Here is a 23,811-nt window from a genome sequence, read left to right on the forward strand (position 1 = left end):
CAAGGAGAGGTGGCATCTGCAAATGAAACTTGGAGTATTTATGGTGTTATTCGGCGGCCGGAAGTTCGAGGATGCGCTGGATTATGTGGCTTCCAAAGGGCTGAAGGCTGTAGAGATCGGCACCGGTGGTTATCCCGGCAACAGCCATTGCAATCCGAAGGAGCTGCTGGAGGACGAGGCTGCCCTTAAGGCCTTCAAGGATGCGGTTGAATCACGCGGACTGATGATCAGTGCGCTAAGCTGCCACGGCAACCCGCTGCACCCGCAGAAGGAATTGGCAGATAAGGACCACGAGGTGTTTGTAAATACGGTTAAGCTGGCGAACAAGCTGGGAGTCAAGGTAGTCAATACCTTCTCCGGCTGTCCGGGCGACCACGAAGGCGCGAAATATCCGAACTGGCCGGTCGCTCCATGGCCGAATGATTATCAGGAGATTCTGGACTGGCAGTGGGAGAACAAAGTCATTCCGTACTGGAGCGAACAGGCAGCCTTCGCCGCTGCACATGATGTGAAGATTGGTCTTGAGCTGCATGGCGGCTTCTCGGTGCACACCCCTGCGACCCTGCTGCGGCTTAGAGAAGCTGCCGGAGAAGCCATCGGGGCTAACCTTGACCCGAGCCATATGTGGTGGCAGGGTATCGATCCGGTTCAAGCCATTCATATTCTGGGCCGTGAAGGTGCGATTCATCACTTCCATGCGAAGGATACCGTCATTGATCCGGTCAATGTGAATAAGCATGGTCTGACCGACATGCAGTCCTACACGAAGATGCTGGACCGCGCCTGGCAGTTCCGTTCGGTAGGCTACGGACATGATGTCAAGGTCTGGGCGGATATGATGAGCGCGCTGCGTCTTGTCGGATACGACTATGTGGTCAGTATCGAACATGAGGATGGCCTGATGTCAATCGAAGAGGGCTTCTCCAAGGCGGTCGCTAACCTCCAGCAGGTGCTGATCGAAGAGCCTGTCTCCGAGATGTGGTGGGTCTAACGGGTGGAGAGCTTCACTAAGGTTAAGCTGAAGGACAGTGAGCTGCGGCTGTTAGCGGCTGCGGCTTTCGGTGCAGAACTGGACATCGCAAGCAGCAGGGAATTGACCGGAGGCTTCTATAATACGGCTTATGACCTGGAGCTGAGCGATGGCCGGTCGGTGATTCTTAAGGTGGCTCCCGGTCCGGAGACGGAGGTCTTAAGCTACGAGAAGGACATTATGCGGGCAGAGGTTGAAGCTCTGCGCCTGATGCGTGCGCAGGGCGGGGTGCCTGTGCCTGAAGTCTACTGTTATGATGAGAGTCTGAAGCTGATATCTTCCCCGTATTTCTTCCTGGAGAAGGTGAAGGGGCAGCCTTACAATGAAATTAAGGACAGCTTGACCCCTGAGCAGCAGGCCTCCATTGAACATGAGGTTGGACGGTATCAGCGGAGAATCAACGAAATCGGGGGGCCGGCCTTCGGACTGTTCGGCAAGACTCCCGTTGAGAGCGGACGTACCTGGAGGGAGACCTTCCGGTCGATACTGCTGGATGTGCTGCAGGATGCGGTCCGGCTGGGAGCGCAGTTACCGGCTTCCCTGACCGAATTCGAGCAGGTGCTGGAGCGTTATCTGCCCGCACTGGATGAAGTAACACAGCCGCGCCTCGTGCATTGGGACCTGTGGAACGGCAATATTTTTGTGCAGGACGGGACCGTTGTGTCCATTATAGACTGGGAGCGGGCAATGTGGGGCGATGTGCTGCAGGAGTATTATTTCCGGCATTTCGAGAACTCGGCAGCGTTCCATGAAGGGTACGGCATAACGTTTACCCGGCGGAATGAACTGCTGCGTAAGCAGCTATATGACCTGCACCTGGATTTAATCCTCGCGATTGAGTGCTATTCACGCCAGTATAAGGATGAGGACCATGTGCGCTGGGCACAAGATAATCTTACCGAATCCTGGAGGCTGTTCACTGAATTGGTATCATAGTCTACTTGAGGCCGGGTCTCTGCGGAGATTCCGGTCTTTGGCTTTCTCGGGAGTATTTCTTCCGGCGAAGCCGCTAGGCGTGCTCTACATGATGGAAATACATAGCCCGGCGTTCACATAGCTGACATGAAATGTTTGGTTGCGGTGGCGTTTTCAGAAACAGCTTGACGGCAACCCCCTAAGATAGATAAAATAATAGTATTGCGTGTTTTTGGGTTATTGAGAAAGACGATTACATTTGAAAAGAAGCAGAGAGGGTGACAGGATGGAGCGCCTTTTAGAGGTAAAAGACCTGGCTATATCATTCAGAACACGCGGAGGAGAAGTGCAAGCAATCCGTGGTGTCAGCTTTCATGTAAATAAAGGGGAAACACTGGCGATTGTCGGCGAATCCGGTTCCGGGAAGAGCGTAACCTCCCAGGCCGTGATGAAGCTGGTTCCTCAGCCTGCGGGCGAATATAAGCGCGGCCAGATTCTGTTCGATGGACAAGATCTGATCCCGAAGAATGAGAAGCAGATGCAGAAGATCCGCGGCAAGGAGATCGGCATGATCTTCCAGGACCCGATGACCTCGCTGAATCCGATGATGAAGGTCGGCAAGCAGATCACCGAAGTGCTGTTCAAGCATGAGAACATTACGAAGGAAGCCGCCTACAAACGTGCGGTAGAATTGCTTGGCCTGGTAGGTATTCCATCACCGGAACGCCGTTTCCAGCAGTATCCGCATGAATTCAGCGGCGGGATGCGCCAGCGTGTCGTTATTGCCATGGCCCTGGCAGCGAATCCTAAGCTGCTGATTGCCGATGAGCCGACTACGGCGCTTGACGTAACGATTCAGGCGCAGATTCTCGACCTGATGAAGGATCTGCAGAAGAAGATTGATACGGCGATCATTTTCATCACCCATGACCTGGGGGTTGTGGCGAGAATGGCTGACCGCGTAGCGGTAATGTATGCCGGACAGATTGTTGAGATGGGTACAGCGGAAGAGATCTTCTATGATCCGAGACATCCGTACACTTGGGGCCTGCTGGCCTCCATGCCAAGCCTGGAGAGCAAGGGCACAATGCTGACCGCGATTCCCGGCACTCCGCCTGACCTGATCAAGCCGCCGAAGGGGGATGCCTTCGCACTGCGCAGCTCGTACGCCATGGCGGTTGATATGGAGAAGGAACCTCCGATGTACAAGGTATCGGATTCCCATCTGGTGAAGTCCTGGCTGCTGCATCCGATGGCTCCGGCGGTAGAGCCGCCTGAAGTCGTGAAGAAGCAGCGCCGCGTCCTGAGCAACGCCTATCCGGAGCCGATTCTGGTGAAGGACAGCGGCGATTATTAAGAATAGAACGGCTATCCATGCCGGACTATAGGGTTTACTCAGCGTCAGACCTTTAGGGGTCTGGCGCTTTTTTGCGCTTTTCGGGGAATAATGAGGGCGGCAGAGAAGGTTATATGCGAAAAAGCGAACACAATCGCTGTAGTGGAGGCGAGTGAACGGAATGTATGTTGTTTTCCACATACATTTGGGCCATATGCCTGTGTCCGAGAATGTGATCGAAAAACCGACCACATTAGGCCGGCGTGGAGCATATGAGCTAAATGTAATCGGAAAACCGACTACATTGTGTAGGCGTGTGGCGAGAGAGCGGAAGGTAATCGGAAAACCGGCCACATCCGGCAGGCGCCTGGCTATAAGCATGTAATGTGGTTATCGGGCCCGTGCATCGATTAGCGCAAGTGTAATCGCGAATATTTATATTTCATATATATATAAAATAATACAAACTAATATAAATAAAAGTATTGACTTATCTGCTGACACGCAGCAAAATGTAAGGGTATACATAGAGAGGTTGTGATGAGATGAGAAAGACATCCTTAACGGCTCTGATCTCGTTATCCCTGCTGTCAGGCTGCGGCGGGCAGAGTCCGGATAGCGCACCGGTATTTGAGAATGTGTCGGTTCATGATCCGTCCGTGATCCGGGTAGAGGATACCTATTACGTGTTCGGCTCCCATCTGGCCTCGGCCAAGTCGAAGGACCTGATGTCCTGGACCCAGATTTCCTCGGGCGTGACCAATGATAATGTGCTGATTCCGAATGTGACCGAGGAGCTTAGCGAGACGCTTAGCTGGGCACAGTCCGATACGCTCTGGGCACCGGATGTCATTCAGCTGGCGGACGGGAAGTTCTACATGTATTATGATGCCTGCCGGGGAGATTCCCCGCTGTCAGCGCTAGGAATTGCCGTAGCGGATCAGATTGAGGGGCCATATAAGAACAAAGGCATTATTCTGAAATCAGGCATGTCCGGCATCGGAGATGATGGAGAGGTATATGATGCCACGCAGAAGCCGAATGTGGTTGACCCTGATGTGTTCTTCGACAAGGACGGCAAGCTGTGGATGGTCTACGGCTCTTACTCCGGGGGCATCTTCATTCTGGAGCTGGACCCGGCGACGGGCTTCCCGCTGAAGGGGCAGGGCTACGGCAAGAAGCTGCTGGGGGGCAATCATGCCCGGATCGAAGGACCTTATATGCTGTATAGCCCTGAAACAGAGTACTATTACCTGTTTCTCTCCTATGGAGGGCTGGATGCGAATGGCGGCTACAACATCCGTGTTGCCCGCTCCAAGCAGCCGGATGGCCCGTTTGAGGATTCTGCAGGCAAGCCAATGCTGGATGCGCAAGGAACGGCTGGCGTTCTGTTCGATGATCCGGCGTATGCCCCTTATGGCGTCAAGCTGATGGGGAATCATCAGTTCATGAATACAGATGAAGGGTCCGCTGCAACGGAGGAGGGGTATGTATCTCCAGGGCATAATTCCGCTTATTATGATGAGGAGAGCGGGAAATATTATTTGATCTTCCACGCCCGGTTCCCGGGACGCGGGGAACAGCATGAGGTGCGGGTGCATCAGATGTTCATGAATGAAGCGGGCTGGCCGGTGGTTGCGCCGTACCGGTACGGGGGAGAGAAGATCGGTAAATACACAGCCAAGGAAGTGAGCGGCGGATATCAGGCGGTGATCTACAGCAAGGAGATCTCGGCTGAGCTTGCGGAGTCGCAGCCCGTTAAGCTGAACGCAGACGGAACCATAACCGGATCTGTAACCGGGGAATGGAGCCTGAGCGATGAACATAAGGCGAAGCTGACAATCGAAGGCACTGAGTACAGCGGTGTGTTCCTGCGGGAGTGGAGTGAGGCTGCCGCAGGCCAGGTGATGACCTTCACAGTGCTGTCAGCAGATGGTGTCCCGGTCTGGGGAAGCCGGATGTCCCGGGAGTAGAGTGGATCAGAATCTTTCATAGGTATGAAATAACAAACAGCGGACCCTCGGGTGTATTCAGGGGTCCGCTGTTTGCTGTGAATCTAACCGCCTTAGTCCTCGTATCTGCGCAGTACAATTACGGCATTATGTCCTCCGAAGCCAAAAGAATTCGAGATCCCGATCCTCAGCTCCGCTTCACGGGCGCGGTCCGGTACATAGTCCAGATCGCACTCTTCGTCCGCCTGCTCCAGATTGATGGTTGGCGGGATGAGACCATGCTGAAGGCTAAGGAGCAGGGCAACGGCCTCCAGCCCGCCGGAAGCTCCGAGTGCATGGCCGGTCATTGATTTGTTTGCGGTGACCGGAACCCGGTAGGCCTGCTCACCGAACAGCTTCTTGATGGCAAGTGTCTCTGAACGGTCGCCGACAATTGTGCTGGTCGCGTGTGCGCTGATGACATCGACTTCGCCGGGAGTGACTCCGGCTTCGTTCAGCGCCTGCTTCATCGCCTGGTAGGCACCGATTCCTTCCGGGTGGGTGGCTACCATATGGTAGGCATCGGAGCTGGCTCCATAGCCGGTGATTTCGCCGTAGATGACCGCATCTCTCGCCAGGGCATGGGAGAGGGACTCCAGAATGACAATGGCTCCGCCTTCTGCGATCACGAACCCGTCTCGGCTGCGGTCAAACGGCCGGCTGGCTTCCTGCGGCTTATCGTTGCGTGAGGACAGCGCTGTCGCATTGCCGAAGCTGGCTAAGGCAATCTCCGTCACCGCCGCTTCGGACCCTCCGGCGATCATAACGTCGGCGCCGCCGTAACGGATCAGGCGGAAGGCTTCGCCAATCGCCGTGTTCCCGATCGAGCAGGCGGTTACGGGCGAGAGCGTGGGGCCGAGCGCCCCCAGCTTGATGCTGATCACCGCAGCAGCCATATTGGAGATCAGCATGGGAATCAGAGTAGGGCTGACCCGCCCCGGTCCGCGTGAGCGCAGCAGCTCCCCCTGGTCCATCAGCGTCTGGATGCCGCCAACCCCTGAGCCTACATAGACGCCAAGGCGTTCCCGGTTGACCTTATCCAGCTGAAGGCCGGAGTGAGCCCAGGCATCCTCGGCAGCGGCCAGCGCGAACTGGCTGAACCGGTCCATCCTGCGGGCTTCTTTGCGGCCAAACCGGGCCTCCGGGTCGAATTCCCGCACTTCTCCGGCAATCCGGGTACTGAAGTGCGCGGTATCAAAGGAAGTGATAGGAGCAATTCCCGACTCTCCTGCCGCCAGGCGGCTCCAGAACTGCTCTACGGTATTGCCAAGCGGCGAAATTACGCCCATTCCTGTAATCACTACACGTTCCATTTTCAATTCCTCCTGTTTGTACTGGATGTATTTATTGTTCCATTCTGCTTATCCTATTACAAGTTGTAGTTTATCCTAGTATAATTACTACTACAGTATCAGGAAGATCTTTGAAAGGAATGAGCCTCTTATGTCAAGCAGCAACCGGCTTCAAGCCTTATCCGAATTCCTTAAATCCAGACGCGCAGCCATTACCCCGGCGTCGGCCGGTCTGCCGGAAGGCACCCGGCGGCGGACCCCCGGCCTAAGGCGCGAGGAAGTGGCGCAGCTTGCCGGCGTCAGTGCAACCTGGTACACCTGGCTGGAGCAGGGACGGGATATTAAAGTGTCCACCTCTGTGCTGGATTGTGTGGCCTCTGCCCTGCAATTGACCAAGGATGAGCGCAGCTACCTCTTTGCTCTGGCACTGGAAGCCGGGCCAGGCAGCAGCAACGATTACTCCCGGGAGGAGCAGTCGGTGATTCCTCCATCCCTGCAGAAGATTCTGCAGGAGCTCAAGACCTGCCCGGCCATCATCTCCGACCGTCACTGCGGAATTGTCGGCTGGAATGAAGCGGCAGCTCATGTGTTCATTGATTTCGGCAAGCTGCCGCCCGGAGAACGCAATATGATCTCCCTGTTGTTTGAACGCAAGGAATTCAGGCGGCTGGCAGTGAACTGGGAGCAGTTCGTCCGGGGCTATCTGGCCATCTTCCGTGCCTATTACGGGCAATACCTGGAGGACCGCTGGTATGACGAATTCATTGCGGGAATGAAGGCGAAGCACCCGGATTTCCCTCTGCTATGGGAAGAGAGCCGGGTCAGCTCTGCCCCGGATGTTGTGCTGGAATTCCGCCACGCCAAGGCGGGCAAAATGCTGTTCCACCTCACCTCGCTCCAGGTGCAGGGGCCGGCGGAGCTTAGATGCAGTGTGTACACGCCTGCCGGAGAATCCAATACGGAAGCCAAGCTGCGGCAATTGATGAAGCCTGAATCTGCGGCTCTCTAGTAGCAGCAGCTATCGCCTATAGAAGCACGCAAAAATATCCCCGGCTGAAAGCTCAGCCGGGGATGCGAGGAGGGAATGTGAATGAGAGAGTAGAGGGGGATACTCTTCCATTCGTTTAGAAATCGGAGGTTGCTACTTCAATCGTTCCGAACACTGCACCGGCAGCCGAGCTGAGCAGTCCAGCTACTAGCAATGCACGGACAGACAGCGTGAGACTGTTAAGTGCCGGGATCGTATAAGTGACCACTGGAGCATTGACACGGTAGATCACCAGATCCACCGGGAACCCGGAGTTGTTATTCACCGTCACTGCCGCATTGATGCCACCTGCGAGATTTTCATAGAAAGATTTTCCTACCGAAGCAGGCAGGTTGAAGAATTGTTGCGGTAACAAGATAGCCATTGAAATGACCTCCTTTGCTTTTGATAGGATATTATATTCGGGAAATCTATGAGTGCTGTAGCGAATGACTTAGGAGATTTACACATTTTTACATTTTGCTTGCTAGTTAGTATATTGTCCCTGCGGTCTATGAGGACGGCGTATGGTACACTAGAGTTGAAGTCTAGTAACGAAGGTAGGAGAAAAACAACATGAAGCTGGTGTCCTGGAATGTGAATGGTCTGAGAGCATGTGTTACCAAAGGGTTCAACGAATTCTTCCGGGAGAGCGCGGCCGACATCTTCTGTGTGCAGGAGACGAAGCTCCAGGAGGGGCAGATCGTGCTGGATCATGGGGAGGAGTATGAGCAGTACTGGAATTATGCCCTCAAAAAGGGGTATTCCGGCACTGCCGTCTTCACCCGAGTGAAGCCGTTGTCTGTCAGCTACGGTCTGGACCGGGAGACGGAGGACGAGGGCCGGATTATTACCCTGGAATTCGCGGACTTTTATCTGGTGAATGTATATACGCCCAATGCCAAGCGGGATCTGTCCAGACTGGACTACCGGATGGAGTGGGAGGATGAATTCCGTGCTTATCTGCTGAAGCTGGATGCCAGGAAGCCGGTGATAGTCTGCGGGGATCTCAATGTGGCCCATCAGGATATTGACCTGAAGAATGCGCGGGCGAACCGGGGGAACTCGGGCTTCACGGACGAAGAGCGCGGCAAGATGACTGAGCTGCTGGCAGCCGGGTTCATCGATACGTTCAGATATTTCTACCCTGAGCTGGAAGGTGCCTATACCTGGTGGTCCTATATGCCGAAGGTCAGAGAGCGGAATGTCGGCTGGCGGATCGATTATTTCCTTGCTTCTGCAAGATTAGCCCCGCGTCTCCTGGACGCCGGAATCGAATGCAATGTGCTGGGCAGCGATCATTGTCCGGTAGTGCTTCATCTGGCGGATGAGGCGGAGTTATAAGCATTTGTTCTATAAAAGAGGCCGTATCCCCTGACCCGGGATACGGCCTCTTACTATGCTTCTGCGGCGTCCTTATCCAGAACCGGAGGACGCCGGTGCTTCGTGGCCTGCTCATAGCTGTAGGCCATTCCCAGCAGGGCAGCCTCGCTGTGAGCCGAGGCGCAGAAGGTAATTCCCTGCGGCCCTTTGGTAATGTAACCTCCCGGTGCGATGATGCCGGTGGAGGTGTAGCCTTCCGGAACGGTAAGCAGCGGATAACCGGCTCTTGCCGCCAGGTCGGCCCCGTGCCCTCCAGGGAACAGGAGCGCATCCAGCTGGTAATGCCCCAGAGCATAGTCTATCCCTTGTTGACGGGCCAGTGTACGGGAAACGGCCAATTCTTCCTGATACTCCTGCTCGGTGATCTCCTCCCCGGATGTATCCAGCCATTCCAGTATCTCCTGGCCATATTTCAGTGTCAGGTCACTGTGCAGGCGATTGAAGTTTATCAGCTCCTCAAGCGAATGGACAGGCGATGCAGGCGACAGGTTGGCCAGATAGCCATTCAGCACTTTCTTGAACTCATACTGCAGAATGGTTCTGCTCCATTCCGCCTGCTCGCAGGGAAGCTCCACCGGATCAACGATTACGGCCCCAAGCTTCCGCAGGTCGGCAATGGCTGCTTCTGTCAGCTGCAGCGCTTCCTCATCAAGCTCTTTATAGTAGAATCTCGGAATTCCGATCCGCTTGGCTCTTATGAAATCCTCGTCCAGACTGGCAGAGTAGTCCGGTATGATAGATGAATCCGCAGGTCCGGCTTCAGCCATTACTTGAAGCAGAAGAGCGGCATCTCTGACCGTCCGGGCCATCGGACCCACGGTATCCTGGCTGCGGACAGCCGGAATCACCCCTTCGCTGCTGACCAGTGCCCACGTAGGCTTGAGGCCCACAACGGAGTTCTGGGCTGCGGGATGGATGATGGAGCCTGAGGTTTCCGTCCCCAGCGCAGCGGCGGCAAGATTGGCGGACACGGCTGCAGCACTTCCCGAGCTGGAGCCGCCAACGAACAGTTCGCCAGGCCCATAAGGGTTAAGGACAAGACCGCCGCGTGAGCTGTAGCCGGACCACATGGTGGGGGACATGAAGTTGGCCCATTCCGTCATGTTTGCTTTTCCCAGAATCACAGCCCCTGCTGCCCTTAACCGGGCGATGACTACAGCATCCTCAGTGGGGATGTGGTCAGCCAAGGCTATAGCGCCTGCGCTGGTATGCAGCTTGTCGGACGTTCCGATGTTATCTTTGACGAGTACAGGTATACCGTGCAGCGGACCGCGCGGCCCCTGGTCCAGGCGTTCCTGGTCCAGCCTGCGGGCAAGCTCCAGCGCATCCGGGTTGATCTCCAGGACAGAACGGAGCAGACCGTCATACCGGCCGATCCGTTCCAGGTAGAGGCTAATCAGCAATTCGGAGGTTAATCTTCCCTGCTGCATTTCTTCCTGCATGTCTGTAATATCTGCTTCGACGATCCATTGCTGCCAATTCGTATTCAAAATAGCTGTTCCCCTCTATTCTTTGTCTATTAACTCTTGCGGTTCAGCTTCAACGCCAGCTGCCGCCCGGTGCTGCTGCGGCCAGGTAATTACGTTGCGGGTCCGGCTCCATTCCTCGTAGAAGAGGGGGCGGTCGCGCTTAATCATCCGCATGACCAGATGAATGAAGAAGGCCAGATCAGCCGCTACAACGGAGATTCTCAGCAGCGCAGATAATGCGGTACCCATGCTAAGCGTCAGGGGAGAGTCAGGAGTCAAGGCATTGATTCCGCCGAAGATGCCGTAGAGCACTCCATACCGCACCCAGATCATCCACGGTCTGGCCGGACCGCCTTCCTCCGCCTGCAGCCGGATGCGCACGATCCATTTGCCGAAGGTCCGCCCGCCTGTAAGCAGCGGCAAGCTTAAGAAATATACGGTGGTCACCGCCCACAGCGTGACGTTCAGCGAGAGCAGATTCAGCAGCACTGTGACAATCATCAGCAGCACCGAATCCAGCATGAAGGCCAGGGCACGGCGGGTATAGGTGACTTTTTTGGCGGATAAGTCTTCCCGGCTGTCCAGCTTCTCAATCCGCGGCAGCAGCCCGGAGATCCAGAGAGCGATGCGGAATCCTACGATGCCGCCCAGTGTATTCGTAATCATGTCATCGACATCAAAGATCCGGTAGGGATGATCGAAGAACCCGAAGATGCCGGTAATCTGCGTAATCTCGAACAGCAGCGACAGCGCGAAGGACAGCACAATGCACACCACCCAGCGCGTGCGGAAGTAGTATCCCAGGAACATGCCGAAGGGCACGGTCAGCAGCACATTGAAGGCGGCCAGGAGGAAATCCGCTCCGGTCAGCACATTCAGGTAACTGGAAGGGTCACCGCGCGTAATCTCCGTATTCTGGAGGATATCCTGGATGAATTGCAGCGGGACAAGCTGGATCATGCTTCCGGCAGGTGCGGCGTTGTGTCTGGAATCGGGCATCGGGAGCAGCACCAGGAAAAAGGCATTCAGCAGATACAGCAGCAGCAGATACAGCACAAGGGCCCGGATCTTGTTAATGTAGCCGTGACGGCGGTATTGTACGATCAGGAAGGGCATGGTGAAGAACAGTGCTGCGACCGGAAACGCCATGAAGGCATAGGAGATAGGAAATAAATACGTCTGAAACATGAATTCACCTGCACTCTGGTTTTTGTCATAACCATTTCATTATAGAATTTAACCAAATCCGGCTCAAGGGAATTATTCATTCTAACTGTTCTGTCCAGGCATAGATATGTGTGGAGAGGAGCGTGAGTCTAGTATGGATAAAAAGGTACAGCAGTATTATAAGCTGAAGGCCAAGCAGAAGGAGCTGGAAAAAGAACTGGCCGGGCTCCGGCAGGATATCCTTGCTTACTTCAATGAGGCGTGCCAGACGGAGTCGGTGATCGGCGGGTACAAGGTCAAGCTGGTGACGCAGCAGCGCAAGGAATATGATGACGACAAGCTCTATCAGACCTTGGCTGATCCTGAGCTATGGAGACTGCTCTCCAGGACAGACCCGGCGAAGGTAGCCAGCCTGACGAAATTGAAGGTCATTGACGAGACGAAGATCGGCCATACGTATGAAGTGAAGACGATTCAATTGCTTCAGGTGGATAAGCAGTAGCGGTGGAGGTCCCGGAAGCTTGATATTGCGGCTGGTGTCAGGCTTCCAGGCATCCCTGTACATAAGAGAAAGCGGTGTTTCTCCGGTGATGCGCGCAAATGGCATCGCTACCTGGTTCATTTTGCGTTAAAATAGCAGGTGGGCATGTTAGAGACAAGCCATATTAATATAGAGACGGCGAAGATACGGAGGAAAAAAGACATGAACGATTTCGGGCAGATGCTGGAGAAATACGCAGAGCTGGTAGTGAAGGTTGGCGTGAATGTACAGCCCGGTCAGGTGCTGATGGTACATGCGCCGCTGGAGACGGCGGAGCTGACCCGGCTGATTGTGGGCAAGGCTTATGAGGCCGGAGCCAAATATGTAATGGTGGATTGGGATGATGAGGCGGTCACCCGCATCCGGTATGAAAAGGCACCGGAGGACTCGTTTGCATATTATCCGCAGTGGCACGCCGATATGATGGAAGGCTTCGCCGAGGAAGGCGGAGCGATTCTACATATTAAAGTGCCGGATCCTGAATTGTTCCGGGGCATTGATTCCGCGAAGGTCTCCACCGCAGTGAAGGCTGCGGCGGTAGCGCGCAAGAAGTATCAGGCCTACACCCGCAACAGCCGGATCAGCTGGTCGCTGATCAAGGCACCGACCCGTGCCTGGGCGGACAAGGTGTTCGCGGATCTGCCGGAGGCGGAGCGGATCGATGCCATGTGGGAGGCGGTCTTCCGCATGAACCGGGTGAACACCGGGGACCCGGTAGAAGCCTGGCGCAGCCATATCGCCGACCTGAAGCAGAGCCAGGACCGGATGAATGCCAAACGGTACAAGAGCCTGCATTACCGTGCTCCCGGCACGGACCTGCGTGTCGAGCTGCCGGAGGGCCATTTGTGGCGCGGCGGCGGCGGGGAGAATGCGCGCGGTGTTTATTTTGTGGCGAATATGCCGACCGAAGAAATCTACACGATGCCCCTGCGCACAGGTGTGAACGGCACCGTCAAGAGCACGCTTCCGCTGAACCTGAACGGGCGGCTGGTAGACGGCATCACTGTAACCTTCACAGACGGCAAAGTGACAGCGTATGACGCAGAGTCCGGCCGTGAGCATCTGACCTCCCTGCTGGAGACGGATGAAGGGGCCTCGTACCTTGGTGAGGTCGCGCTGGTACCGCATGATTCGCCGATCTCCCGGCTGAACAGAGTGTTCTACAACACCGGCATTGACGAGAATGCCTCCTGCCATTTCGCGCTGGGCAGCGCGTACCCGGTGAATATCGAGGGCGGAACCTCGATGACCAGCGAGGAGCTGCTGGCAAGGGGAGCTAATGTCAGTCTCACGCATGTCGATTTCATGGTCGGCTCCGCAGAGCTTGATATTGACGGGGAGCTGGCCGACGGTACGGTTGAGCCCGTGTTCCGTAAGGGGAACTGGGTGCTGTAATTTTTGAGTGACATATGAAGGCCGCAACTTTTCCCGGCCATGGGGGTTGCGGCCTTTTGCGTGTGCTGCCTGCCGTGGGCAAAGCGAACACATTGGTCTACAGCAATCAAAATATTTGCCGCAGGTAAAACTGTTTGCATAACCTCTCCGTCTAATTCATGTAAAACTGGAGAGAGAGGAGAGGGAGAGATGACGATGTCCGGGGCAGAGATGAAGCGGGTGGCTCTTGCTGTACCGCTGGAAGAAGCGGAGTTCACGAAGGCGGTTATGGAGTACAGTGACCAGTTGTACCAGATCGCCTACAGCTATCTGGGCAACCGCCATGACGCACTGGAAGCACTGCAGGAGACCACCTGCCGGGCCTGGATGAAACGAAGGACCCTGAAGGACTCCAGCTTGTTCAAAACCTGGCTGATCCGAATATTGATCTATGTCTGCATTGACGAGCAGCGGCGAAGGAAGCGGGCGGTCCCCACAGCGGCAGAGCATATGCAGGAGCCTGTGACTCATAATAATACCGGTGCTCTGGAGATGCAGTGGGCGCTTGAACAGGTGAAGGTGAAATACCGTCATGTGCTGATGCTCAAATATTACAATGATCTGACCTTGGCTGAGATTGCCGTGCTGCTCCAGAAGCCGGAGGGAACGGTCAAAACCTGGCAGCACAAAGGCCTGAAGCAGCTTAGAAAAATAATGAAGAACCGGGGTGAATGGAATGAACAGTAGCAGAGAAGAGCAGGCGATGCTGGCGGATGCGGGACGTATCCATAGGGCGGCCCGGGCGGATGCCGGGGGCCATGAGATCAGACAGGCGGTAGTTGCAGGCATAGAACGCGGACGCAAGAGAAGCCGGCAAACAAGGCTGTCCAGAGGCTCCTTCATAGGTTTGGCGGCGGCAGCGGCGGTTGCGGTGATTCTATTCTTCATCCCGGTCCTTCATGATGCAGCACCGCGGACGGCGTCCCCTCCTGAAGCAGTGAACTGGGGCGGGCTGGAAATGTTCAAGCGGTTCTATGACATTGATTCCGAGGCGCCAACACTGGATTCAGCAATCCGGCATGGCTATATTCAGGAGATTAATCAAAGCGTAACCAGCGGGAATTACCGGATTACTCTGAATGCAATAACGGCGGATGAGAACAAAATTATCTATTTGTATACGGCTAACGTCGCAGAAGGGCAGGAAATTTATAGCATTAACCTTGCCAAACTCAAAAATATGGCCACCGGCTATGATTTGGAGAACACAGGCGGACTCGGCGCCCACGCTAAAAAAAATGGATACGATGATAAACGTATTTTTTATGGGCAAAGCATTATCCATCTGGACCGGAGCAAGCCTTTCCCGGAGGAGCTGGTAGCAAATTTCCAGATCGCCTCCATGGATAAGGGGAAGATGAAAGATCTGGCGAAGGGGGTCAATGTGGCGGATGTGCACTATTCTGAGATTCTCAAAATCCCCTTCAAGCTGGACCCGAAATTCAAGGAACAGCAGACGGTTGTTATGAAGCCGGAGAAGGATTTCATGCTGGAGGGAGTTGAAGTGACGCTGGAGCAGGTTGAGTTGTCCCCCCTGAAGATCTGGACCGTAATCAAAATTAAGAACGAGGATGAGAATACGTGGGAGAACAGACATAAGATATTTAGCGTACCCTACGTGAAAAAAATTCAGTCCACCACGAAGTACGGTTCCGCTGAACTATGGTCACCGAGAGGGATGGGAACTGATAATGGATACGAATACTATTACGGCAGCAATCTGCTGGATCAGCCTAAGTCGATGAATATGATCATAAAGACAGGCACGGGCGAGAATGCTAAGGAGATTACCTTGCCGATCCTGCCCTGACCCCTTGCATGCAAAATAAGCTGACTGCCGGTATACCCGGCGGATCAGCTTTTTTTGCAGCTTAAGTTAGCGTGATGCTCATCCCCGATTATTAAATCGGAACACAAGCTTGTGCCCGTCAAACGTCTCCCCGGTTCGCTCGGAATATTGGCCCTGCGTATAACGGGAGACTGTCTTGCGCCAAAATTTCTGGCCGGTAATATTTTTCGCTGCCGGGTTGGTGAATAGCTCCCATTCCCCGCGGTACTGCTCAAACACCATTACCGCTGCCTTTTCCGCGATCCCCATGCCTCTGAAGGGCTGCAGCAGGAAGAAATCATTCACGAAAAAATCAACACCCGGCGCGCAGTGAGGCGGGGTAGCGATCCGGACGAAGCCTGCCGGAAGGGAATCCACCAGGATCAGCCACGGGTATAGAATGTCCGGCTTGTCCCACCAAATACTCTGCACCTCATACTGATCCGCCAGCGTGCGGTATTCGTCCGTGTCCTCAAAGATGCCATGCCGGTTAGGCAGATGCCCCTCTACAAGTCCGTAATGACCTGACAGATCATGCAGGTAGAGTGGTAGCATATTTTTGATAATATAGGCTTCATCCGGCCCGGTAAGCTTTGTTTCGATATTCATTTCTTTTCTACGCTCCTGTCTGGTGCTATTAGCCTTAATGTCTGCACCCATTGTATACTGCAAGAATGCAAGGAGCATAGGGAGGTCTCAGTTATAAATTGAATTTTATCTATCACTTCCCGGAGACCAAGGCAATATAGCTTACAGGGCCTGGGAAAAGCTTGGTTTTGGTCTTACCGTCATTGCTGAACCGGTACAGAGCATTGTTGTCCGAGGCATTGATATAATACAGACCCGGGATTTGATCCGCAATGACAGTGTAATCGGAGTCTACACCGGACATTTTGGTTAAGGTGGAATTGGAATTCAGGACATAAGCGTCGGATGTGGTAAACAACACGGTAGTAAGCGCTGTTCCGTTCTTAACTGTTCTGATATCCTTCACATTCGTCAGCGGCAGCAGCCTGGAGGAGAGCACTTTGCCGTTAGCCAGCGTGCTGATGTAGGCTTTGCCCTTGGAATCCGCATATACCAGCTTGTTGCCGGCAACCTCGCTGATGCTCATCACACTGTTCTGGCTGAGCTGCAGGATTTTGCCGTTCTTGTCCATCAGGAAGCCCTTGCCTGTGTTATAGTTGAAATCCTCCCCTTCAGCATCCAGCTTAATTCCCTTATTGAACAAGAAATATTGGCCGGACCAGGTCCCCGAGTTGACATCATTCGATTTCAAAGGGTTGCCGGCATTGGCTGCTTTGGGAGTTCCGCCGCTTAAGGGAAGGGTGTAGAGCGCCATGGAATTCAGGGAATATTCCGTTTCTTCTGGTGCGGTATCAATCATTAGACGATTGGTTGTGTTGTAAGGATGGAAGAACCAGCTCTTAGGCACAACCCCGCTGGCGATCCACTGGATAGCTCCGCTGCCGTCGCGCGGCCTGGAGGCTACCCATCGCTCTGTGCTGTTCCTGAGCGCGTTGTAGTAGAGGCGTCCGCCCCGGACGTCGAAGGCCTTGAAGCTCATATCCGCGTTGTCCGCAATCAGGGTAAGCTGCGGATCATTCCCGGCGTCCGCCCAGGTGCGGTAGATGTGTCCGGTATCATCCAGGAAGTACAGGTAGGGGCCATCGAACAGGTAATAGAGAATATAACGGTCCTCCAAGAAGTTAGTGACGGCAGTATCGGGGTTCACCATGGATATACGCTGAAGTCCCATCGCATTCTCATAATAGAAATACAGATATTTGCCGGTCGATGTTAACCCCTTGCCCTCAAAATGGTCTGTAAGCTTCAATGTCTCCCTGCCGTCTGCTGATACGCGGTATAGAGCTTCGTTAGAGACAAAGTATACGTAGGATGGAGCCGAAGCCGTTGCTGCTGCCGCCTGTCTGCTGCCCCCGGCTATGCCGGTTACCGCCAGCAGAAGTACAAGCAGAGGGAAGCCTGTTCTTCTGAATATTCGCTGAATAGCGTTCATATCAACACTCCTTTTCAACTCGATAACTTCAATGTGATAAGCAATAGAGCAGAATGGCCTGTTGAACATACAGCAGGCTGTGCTTAAATCCGAATCCGGCAAAATAAGGCGAAGCGATAACCTCTTCACTAACCTCCTCATTGTGGTAGAAGGGAGGACAGGGGTTCAGCAGCGCCCCGGGCCGGGCCTGCATCATCCGCTCCAGTGTGATCTGATATTGGCTGATGTACTCAGCGGTCAGGAATTCCCCGGGCAGTGAATCGGTCAGAATCACATCACTTTCCTGCAGAATACTCTCCAGACTGGTGTGAAAAGTATAATTCCGCTGATTAATGCTTCCCATCTCATTACCCGGAGAACATACATGATGAAAAACAAGATTCAGCACCTGCGCCGCCTCCATCCAGGTCCGTGCAATATTGCCGGCCGGTCCAACGAAGGTGTAGGTCAGCTCCCGGTAGTTGTCCCGGAGGGTGCGCAGCGCATACAGGTCTGCCAGAATCTCACACGGATGATTATGCGCAGTCATTGCATTAATGACCGGAACAGAAGCATGTGCGGCGAGCGCTTCCAGTTTGCACAGTTCAGGGTGTCTGGCGATGATCCCGTCACCCCAATTCTCCAGATAGCGGATGACATCGCCCGGCAGCTCTTTTTTGTCGAGAGTCTCCGGCGGAAATGTAATATAAGCCCCGCCAAGGTCCCTAATGCCCTTCTCGAAGCTTACCCGGGTCCGCAGACTGGTCTCCGGGAAGAAGAGAATCATGGTTTTGCCCTGCAGCAGAGGTTCCGGCTTGCTGAGCCGGAGCCGGCCGGTTAATTCGAAAATCTCGTCGATCTGCGCAGAAGTGAGCTGGTGTATATTCAGCAAATGCATTGGTGAATTTCCCTCCCATTGGTATGTAAGAAGCCGGAATACATAATAATGAATAAATATACATCAGCAGGCAATAGTATACAACTGGATTTATGTTAAAATTTCTATTCGGCACTATTCTACCGTCAGTTGAATCAGGTACATGAACGCATTCAACCACCGCTTGATAGAATGCGCCCGGCTTAGATGCTATGATGATTTCAGGCAGTGCGCACTGTACATTTTGTTACTGGAGGTATACGAAATGCTTGACTTGCGTAAGATTGGAGCTTATATTTCGAAGCTTCGCAAAGACCGGGATTGGACCCAATTGGAGCTTGCCGACCAGCTGAATGTGAGCCATCAGGCGGTATCGAAATGGGAGCGGGGCGACTCGCTGCCCGACATCGGAACGCTTCCGCAGGTCGCGGGGCTCTTCGGCAGAACGGTCGATGATATTTTGAATGCTGGAGACAACACAGGACATCAGGAGCAGCCGCACCTTGGAATGATTGTTGAGAAAATTGCCGGGAACAGGCCGGATCAGGTGGCAGAGATGGTCAATACCGGCAAGGCGGAGATAGAAGAGCTGGTAGAGGTGGCGCCGCTGGTCAAAGCAAGCACTCTGCATAAGGTGGCGGAAGGGTTGGACAGCAGCACCCTGAAGCTGGATGTGATCATGCGGCTGGCTCCGTTCCTGGGTGAAGATATATTGGATGAGCTGGTTCGTAAGGCAGACAAGGAAGACATCCCGTGGAATATCATTGCCGGACTCGCCCCGTTCGTCAGCAGCGGCATCTTAAACGGGCTGGTCCATCAATCGCCGGACGGTTCCAGAGAGTTGAACAATCTTGTGGGCATCGCCCCGTTTCTGGAACGGGAGCAGCTGGACCTGTTGGTGCAGCAAGCCCGGGAAGACAGCATAAGCTGGAATTCCATTCAAGCACTGGCCCCTTTTATCAGCAGAGATACGTTAGGCCGTCTGGTTGACCGGGTGGGAGAGGGCCCTGCCGATGCGAACCGGCTCACGGGACTGGCTCCTTTTTTGGACAGACATAAGCTTGAGCAGCTGCTTGGTGAAGTGGAAGCGGAACAGCTTAGCCCGGATTTGCTGGCAAGTCTGGCTCCCTTCATCGATCAGGGGACACTGAGCAGAATGGTGACCATCGTGCTGAATCAAGCCAAATAGGCCACAAAAAACAGAGCACCGGCGGATCCTCCGCCATGCTCTGTTTACGTTGAAATGAAGCAGCGATGCTATAATCCCAGTGTATTGCCTTTTTCCAGCCGCTGGATCTGCTGTTCGCCATCGTCGGCCAGCTCCCGGAACTGGTTGATGGTTTCGCGCATTTTGGGGAGGGCCTCCTGCTTGTAGGTGCTGATGGAATCCAGGGCAGAGAGAACGTCGGTGAACGCCTGCTTCAGTGTATCAACGGAGATACTGGTCTCCAGCGATTGCTTATGAATGGCAGCACCTTGCTCCTTCAGCATTCTGGAGGTTCCGCTGATTAGATTGTCGGTGGTCTGGTTCAGCAGCTCGATTTTTTGGAGCACAATCTTCTGGTTATAGAGGGCGCTGGCGACGGTTACCGAGATTTTGAGTGCAGAGATGGTCACATTCCGGGCTCTGTCCACACCGCGGATCAGCTCCTTGTTGTTACGGATTACGACTTCAATGGCCATAATTCCCTGCTGATTAACCACAAGCATCTGCTGCAGATCCATCACCCGCTGGCGCAGCGGGAACAGTACTTCCTCGGTAATGAACCGCACCTTATCCTCATCTTCACTGCGCTGTCTGGCGGCTTCGATCTGCTTCTCGATCTCCTGATCCATCAGCATCCCGAGCTGGATTTCCTTCTTAAGCCGTTTGGTCAGCTCCCGCAGCGTCTGCTGCTCAATCTCCAGTGTGGTGTTGTCGTTCTTTAGTACAGCCTTTCCTTTGTCAAGCGACTGAATAATGTCTGAGATCACGGCATCAGCCCTCTGGTATTTGGCAAAATAATTCCGCAGCGGGTGGAAGAACTTGCCGAGTATCCCGCTTTTGGCGAAATCTACGGCACTGGGGTCCAGATCCTTGAGCTGGTGGTGCAGCTCCGTTAGACCCTTGGCGACCTGCCCGCCCTCATCCCCGGTCTTGGACAGATTGCCTACGGATACCTGCAGCAACGCGTTCTTCTCCGAAGAGGACCGCATCGTGCCCATCCCGAAGCTGTCGATCGATTGCAGCACCGCCTTGCGCTTCTCCAGCGAGTCGAAATCCAGGTCCAGAATACTGTTGACATTACTGATCGCCTGCTCCTTAAGCTGGGTGACTTCCTCCGGCTCCGGCTGGACCTGCTCCTCAATGACCGATTTCAGCTTCTCCGGGCTGGGAATTTCCATGGAAAAAGACATGTGAACCCTCCTTCAGCGTATAATTATCATCTACATTTGCACGTTGAGCAGATTACCGATTTTGTAGACCACATCTTCGGTGTCGGCATTGATGTTGGCCGCTTCGTTAATGCTGGAGATGCTCTCCAGTGCCTTGATGTTGGCGTTATATCCAATGGTGTATACCGGAATCTTGTAGGTCTCAATCAATCCGCGGATCTCATCCAGGGAATGGCCCTCGTTCGTCTCCCCGTCACTGAGGACGAAGATGACGGGCTTCAGCCCGGGGTTCTGCGTCTGATACTCCTGGAGCATCTTCATCGCCACCACCATCCCGTCAAAAGTGGCCGTGCCCCCCGATGCCTGCAGGCTGTTAATCGCCCCTACGAACATGGACTGCTGGTTGGTGTCATAGGTGCCGATCGGCAGGTTGATGGTCACGTCACTGGAGTAGGAGACAAAGCCGATGCTGTTATCCTTGCCCAGGAACTTCTGGCCCTTCAGCAGCGACTCCTTGAGACGGTTCAGCGGTTCGCCCGCCATGCTTCCTGAGACGTCGGCCACGAAGACTGCGGCAATCGGCTTGCTGCCGTCTTTTTTCTCCTTCCACAGCTTCTGGGCGGAGCTGAGCAGAGCGCCATCAACGGGCTTCAGCTCCGAGACGTAATCATTCAGACCGTTGAAGCCTTTGTCTGCGGCGGTCTTCTGGTATTTCTCCTGCTGGACGAATTCGCCGAACTTCCTGATGATTTCCAGCTTCTCCGGCGGCAGATTGCCAAGGGCATAGAGCGGACTGTCATGTCTCACGCCGAAGGGGGTGAACACGTAGCCGCTGCTGAGATCCTTGGCATTGACAAAGGTCTGGTATTCCAGCACGAAGGCATCCAGCCTGCCGGACTTTGCCGCTTCCCGCATTTGCAGCGTGGTCGAAGCAATGAAAGGCACATTCGCCTGGAATTTCTCGAAGCCTTGAACAGCCTTCTCGCCCAGCAGATCGTTCTGATCGAAGGTATTAAGGGCGGTAACCAGGAAGTTAAGCCCGGTAGAGCTGGCAAAAGGATCGGTGTAGCCCATCGCCAGCTCGTTGGCTGCAATGGCATCGGTGATCGTCTTTACATTGATCGAGCCGTATTTGTCTACGAGCTGATCGTATTTCTGCTTATTCATCACTACACCGGCTACATTGCCGGTCAGGCGCTTAGAGACCAGTTCAGTCTGAACGCCGCCGGCCTTGACCATCTCGCCCCACAGCTCGTTGGAGGGAGTGAAGGCATCAGGCACGTATTTGCCGGACCGGATATAATCGGCGGCGGTGCCTGAGGCGATATTGCGGATTTTGACCGAGACCGGCTGGCCGTCCACCGTAATGCCCGCAGCATTGAAGTCTGCCGCTACATCATTCAGCCAGCCGTCATTGCCGGTTCCTGATTTCTCAGTAGACGAGAAGATTTCCGCGAAGCTGCTGGTGGTGCTCTCAACGGAGATAGGGAACTTGGAGATATCGGGCAGGGAATCCAGGGCGGACGCAGGATCAAGGTCGATCTGTCCTTTTACCGGCTCTGCGCTGGTCACGCTGATGTCCTTATAGATCCGGTTCAGTCTCTTATCCGCGTCTTCGGCGGAGATTTCGGTTTTGGATTTGCCCAGATTCGAGGTTAAAGTAATGCCAAAATAGACAAGTGCGAACACAGATACGGCGATAATTGTTAGTACGAACAGTGTTTTGCCTTTCCTCATAGGTTCAGCTTCCTTTCGCTACTGGTAGAGTTTCGTCTGCCCGATCAGGGCAGACAATTCCTGCATACACGGCATATCTTCAACGTTTGTATAATCGGTGCTGCCCAGCTCTGTAATTTCCAGCAGCAGCTGATCAAGCTTCAGCAGAATTTCCTCATTCGCCCCGAGGCTGCCTTTGACATAAGACAGATATTCATGATATAGCGCCGTCTTCTTCTGAATTAAAGAGCTGGAGAACCGGCTGGCCGCAGAGTTGTCACTGAATCTGGCGAATTCGGCGGCATCGAACACACTGAGCTTGTTCAGAATCCCCCGGATGTTCAGATAGAAGAGCTTCTCCACTTCATCTATAACAGAGTGGAACTTGCGGTAGCTGAGCTCAGCCGGATCAAACCGTCTGCCCAGCACCTGGAGCAGCGCCGCCTTCTTCCTGCCGATCCGCTCCATCTGATCCAGGGCAAGGGACATATCGTCCTTCAGCACCTTCACATTGCGGTGGCGGCTCAGGCCGGCGGCATAATCCTCCCGCGTCTCATAGTGCACAGCGGCCGGCCTGACAGCCGGAGGTCTGAAGAGCAAGGTGTAACTCCCGTATAGTACGACTAACAAACTGATGATTAGCAGGGTTGCTGCCGAGGCCGTTTCCAGCGGGCTTCCGCCGATTTCGACACCGAGCAGGCCGGGAGACAATATGGCAACATTTACGATCACAACCCCGGCAACGAGGCCGAGGAGCTTCAAGGGTCCGGATCTGTTCAGGATCTACACCTCCTCATCTAAGTATATTGGGGCAATGCATATGTTCATTCATACAGAGCTGGGGGACTGGAGGAGTCTCCTAAATATTACCCATATCACATAGCAATGATTGGATGAAAGGCTGTTATAGACTGGTACGTTTTGAAGCTTGGGGATGTTTCAATTTTTGATTAATATTTTATCATAACTTGGCACAGGCGGTTCTGATATTTCAGCGAAAGGTTTACAAACCGGTCTACAGGTTGTAAACTTAGTCTATGAGTTGTAGACCGAAAGGCGGGACAATATGGGCAAGAATACGTTAACAGAAACGGAGACCCGGTTCGCCGAGCTGATCTGGAGCCGTGAGCCTATTCCTTCAGGGGACCTTGTGAAGCTGTGCGAGAGTGAGCTGGGCTGGAAGAAGTCGACGACCTACACCATGCTGAAGCGTCTGGAAGGAAAGGGAATCTTCGAGAACCGCAGCGGCTTGGTCACGGCTGTTATGAAGAAGGAGGACTTCTATGCCGAGCAGAGCAAGCAGTTCGTAGATGAGACCTTCGCCGGCTCCCTCCCCAGATTCCTGGCTGCGTTCACACGGAGCCGGAAGCTCAGCGACAATGAAATCGATGAATTTCTCAAGATCATCAAGGAGCATAAGGAGGAATAGC

At 54.1% G+C, this 23,811-nt stretch carries 22 protein-coding genes; 12 read left to right on the forward strand and 10 right to left on the reverse strand.

Features of this window, described 5'->3' with window-relative positions; translation table 11 throughout:
• The first annotated feature begins 22 nt into the window (after positions 1-22).
• The 4 genes from K1558_RS03215 (at position 23) to K1558_RS03230 (ending at position 5,254) form a co-directional block, all read left to right on the forward strand.
• Positions 23-991 carry a sugar phosphate isomerase/epimerase family protein gene (locus K1558_RS03215; protein WP_238649910.1) on the forward strand — a complete coding sequence of 323 codons (969 nt, stop codon included), beginning with the start codon at positions 23-25 and terminating at the stop codon, positions 989-991.
• Positions 992-994: 3 nt separating this feature from the next.
• Positions 995-1,966: a phosphotransferase family protein gene (locus tag K1558_RS03220; protein ID WP_238649911.1), complete on the forward strand. Its 972-nt coding sequence runs from the start codon at positions 995-997 to the stop codon at positions 1,964-1,966.
• 265 nt (positions 1,967-2,231) lie between these two features.
• Complete coding sequence (locus K1558_RS03225) at positions 2,232-3,302, forward strand: ABC transporter ATP-binding protein (RefSeq protein ID WP_238649912.1); 1,071 nt, start codon at positions 2,232-2,234, stop codon at positions 3,300-3,302.
• 524 nt (positions 3,303-3,826) lie between these two features.
• Positions 3,827-5,254, forward strand: a complete 1,428-nt coding sequence (locus tag K1558_RS03230) for an arabinan endo-1,5-alpha-L-arabinosidase AbnB (RefSeq protein WP_238649913.1) — start codon at positions 3,827-3,829, stop codon at positions 5,252-5,254.
• Positions 5,255-5,346: 92 nt separating this feature from the next.
• On the opposite strand, the gene fabF is transcribed toward K1558_RS03230, so the two are convergent.
• Positions 5,347-6,585, reverse strand: coding sequence for a beta-ketoacyl-ACP synthase II (fabF, locus tag K1558_RS03235; protein WP_238649914.1), 1,239 nt, complete (start codon positions 6,583-6,585; stop codon positions 5,347-5,349).
• A gap of 130 nt (positions 6,586-6,715) precedes the next feature.
• Between fabF and K1558_RS03240 the strand changes: the two genes are divergently transcribed.
• Positions 6,716-7,573: a helix-turn-helix transcriptional regulator gene (locus K1558_RS03240; RefSeq protein ID WP_238649915.1), complete on the forward strand. Its 858-nt coding sequence runs from the start codon at positions 6,716-6,718 to the stop codon at positions 7,571-7,573.
• 115 nt (positions 7,574-7,688) lie between these two features.
• On the opposite strand, the gene K1558_RS03245 is transcribed toward K1558_RS03240, so the two are convergent.
• Positions 7,689-7,976 carry a hypothetical protein gene (locus K1558_RS03245; RefSeq protein ID WP_238649916.1) on the reverse strand — a complete coding sequence of 96 codons (288 nt, stop codon included), beginning with the start codon at positions 7,974-7,976 and terminating at the stop codon, positions 7,689-7,691.
• A gap of 191 nt (positions 7,977-8,167) precedes the next feature.
• On the opposite strand from K1558_RS03245, the gene K1558_RS03250 reads away from it, so the two are divergent.
• Complete coding sequence (locus K1558_RS03250) at positions 8,168-8,935, forward strand: exodeoxyribonuclease III (RefSeq protein WP_238649917.1); 768 nt, start codon at positions 8,168-8,170, stop codon at positions 8,933-8,935.
• Positions 8,936-8,988: 53 nt separating this feature from the next.
• On the opposite strand, the gene K1558_RS03255 is transcribed toward K1558_RS03250, so the two are convergent.
• Entirely contained in the window at positions 8,989-10,464 is a 1,476-nt protein-coding gene (locus K1558_RS03255; protein WP_274528338.1) for an amidase family protein, read from the reverse strand.
• 15 nt (positions 10,465-10,479) lie between these two features.
• Entirely contained in the window at positions 10,480-11,631 is a 1,152-nt protein-coding gene (locus K1558_RS03260; RefSeq protein ID WP_238649918.1) for a VanZ family protein, read from the reverse strand.
• A 133-nt stretch (positions 11,632-11,764) separates the two neighbouring features.
• Here K1558_RS03260 and K1558_RS03265 point away from each other — a divergent pair, with 133 nt between their 5' ends.
• The 4 genes from K1558_RS03265 to K1558_RS03280 all read left to right on the forward strand — a co-directional run bounded on the left by K1558_RS03265 (position 11,765) and on the right by K1558_RS03280 (position 15,395).
• Entirely contained in the window at positions 11,765-12,112 is a 348-nt protein-coding gene (locus tag K1558_RS03265) for a hypothetical protein (RefSeq protein ID WP_238649919.1), read from the forward strand.
• Positions 12,113-12,313: 201 nt separating this feature from the next.
• Entirely contained in the window at positions 12,314-13,546 is a 1,233-nt protein-coding gene (locus K1558_RS03270) for an aminopeptidase (protein WP_238649920.1), read from the forward strand.
• Between the two features lie 189 nt (positions 13,547-13,735).
• Complete coding sequence (locus tag K1558_RS03275; protein WP_238649921.1) at positions 13,736-14,272, forward strand: sigma-70 family RNA polymerase sigma factor; 537 nt, start codon at positions 13,736-13,738, stop codon at positions 14,270-14,272.
• Positions 14,262-15,395, forward strand: coding sequence for a DUF4179 domain-containing protein (locus K1558_RS03280; protein WP_238649922.1), 1,134 nt, complete (start codon positions 14,262-14,264; stop codon positions 15,393-15,395). The genes K1558_RS03275 and K1558_RS03280 overlap by 11 nt, the downstream gene beginning before the upstream one ends.
• 78 nt (positions 15,396-15,473) lie before the next feature.
• Here K1558_RS03280 and K1558_RS03285 read toward each other — a convergent pair whose 3' ends face one another.
• The 3 genes from K1558_RS03285 to K1558_RS03295 form a co-directional block, all read right to left on the reverse strand.
• On the reverse strand, positions 15,474-16,022 hold the full coding sequence (locus K1558_RS03285) for a hypothetical protein (protein WP_238649923.1): 549 nt from the start codon (positions 16,020-16,022) through the stop codon (positions 15,474-15,476).
• A gap of 112 nt (positions 16,023-16,134) precedes the next feature.
• A complete protein-coding gene (locus tag K1558_RS03290; RefSeq protein ID WP_238649924.1) occupies positions 16,135-17,433 on the reverse strand; it encodes a DUF5050 domain-containing protein in 1,299 nt (432 codons plus the stop codon).
• 28 nt (positions 17,434-17,461) lie between these two features.
• Entirely contained in the window at positions 17,462-18,310 is an 849-nt protein-coding gene (locus K1558_RS03295; RefSeq protein WP_238649925.1) for an ornithine carbamoyltransferase, read from the reverse strand.
• Positions 18,311-18,554: 244 nt separating this feature from the next.
• On the opposite strand from K1558_RS03295, the gene K1558_RS03300 reads away from it, so the two are divergent.
• Positions 18,555-19,478, forward strand: a complete 924-nt coding sequence (locus K1558_RS03300; RefSeq protein ID WP_238649926.1) for a helix-turn-helix transcriptional regulator — start codon at positions 18,555-18,557, stop codon at positions 19,476-19,478.
• Positions 19,479-19,546: 68 nt separating this feature from the next.
• Here K1558_RS03300 and K1558_RS03305 read toward each other — a convergent pair whose 3' ends face one another.
• From K1558_RS03305 to K1558_RS03315, 3 genes are read right to left on the reverse strand one after another with little or no spacing between them, the layout of a single operon-like run.
• A complete protein-coding gene (locus tag K1558_RS03305) occupies positions 19,547-20,686 on the reverse strand; it encodes a toxic anion resistance protein (RefSeq protein ID WP_238649927.1) in 1,140 nt (379 codons plus the stop codon).
• A gap of 30 nt (positions 20,687-20,716) precedes the next feature.
• Positions 20,717-22,402, reverse strand: coding sequence for a VWA domain-containing protein (locus tag K1558_RS03310; protein ID WP_238649928.1), 1,686 nt, complete (start codon positions 22,400-22,402; stop codon positions 20,717-20,719).
• Positions 22,403-22,420: 18 nt separating this feature from the next.
• Positions 22,421-23,143 (reverse strand): hypothetical protein, encoded by a 723-nt coding sequence (locus tag K1558_RS03315; protein WP_238649929.1) that lies wholly within the window; start codon positions 23,141-23,143, stop codon positions 22,421-22,423.
• A gap of 304 nt (positions 23,144-23,447) precedes the next feature.
• On the opposite strand from K1558_RS03315, the gene K1558_RS03320 reads away from it, so the two are divergent.
• Positions 23,448-23,810 carry a BlaI/MecI/CopY family transcriptional regulator gene (locus K1558_RS03320; protein ID WP_238649930.1) on the forward strand — a complete coding sequence of 121 codons (363 nt, stop codon included), beginning with the start codon at positions 23,448-23,450 and terminating at the stop codon, positions 23,808-23,810.
• The last annotated feature ends 1 nt before the right edge of the window (position 23,811 follow it).

Origin of the sequence: Paenibacillus piscarius, from assembly GCF_022234545.1 — a bacterium.
GTDB classification, from domain to species: Bacteria; Bacillota; Bacilli; order Paenibacillales; family Paenibacillaceae; genus Paenibacillus_AQ; species Paenibacillus_AQ piscarius.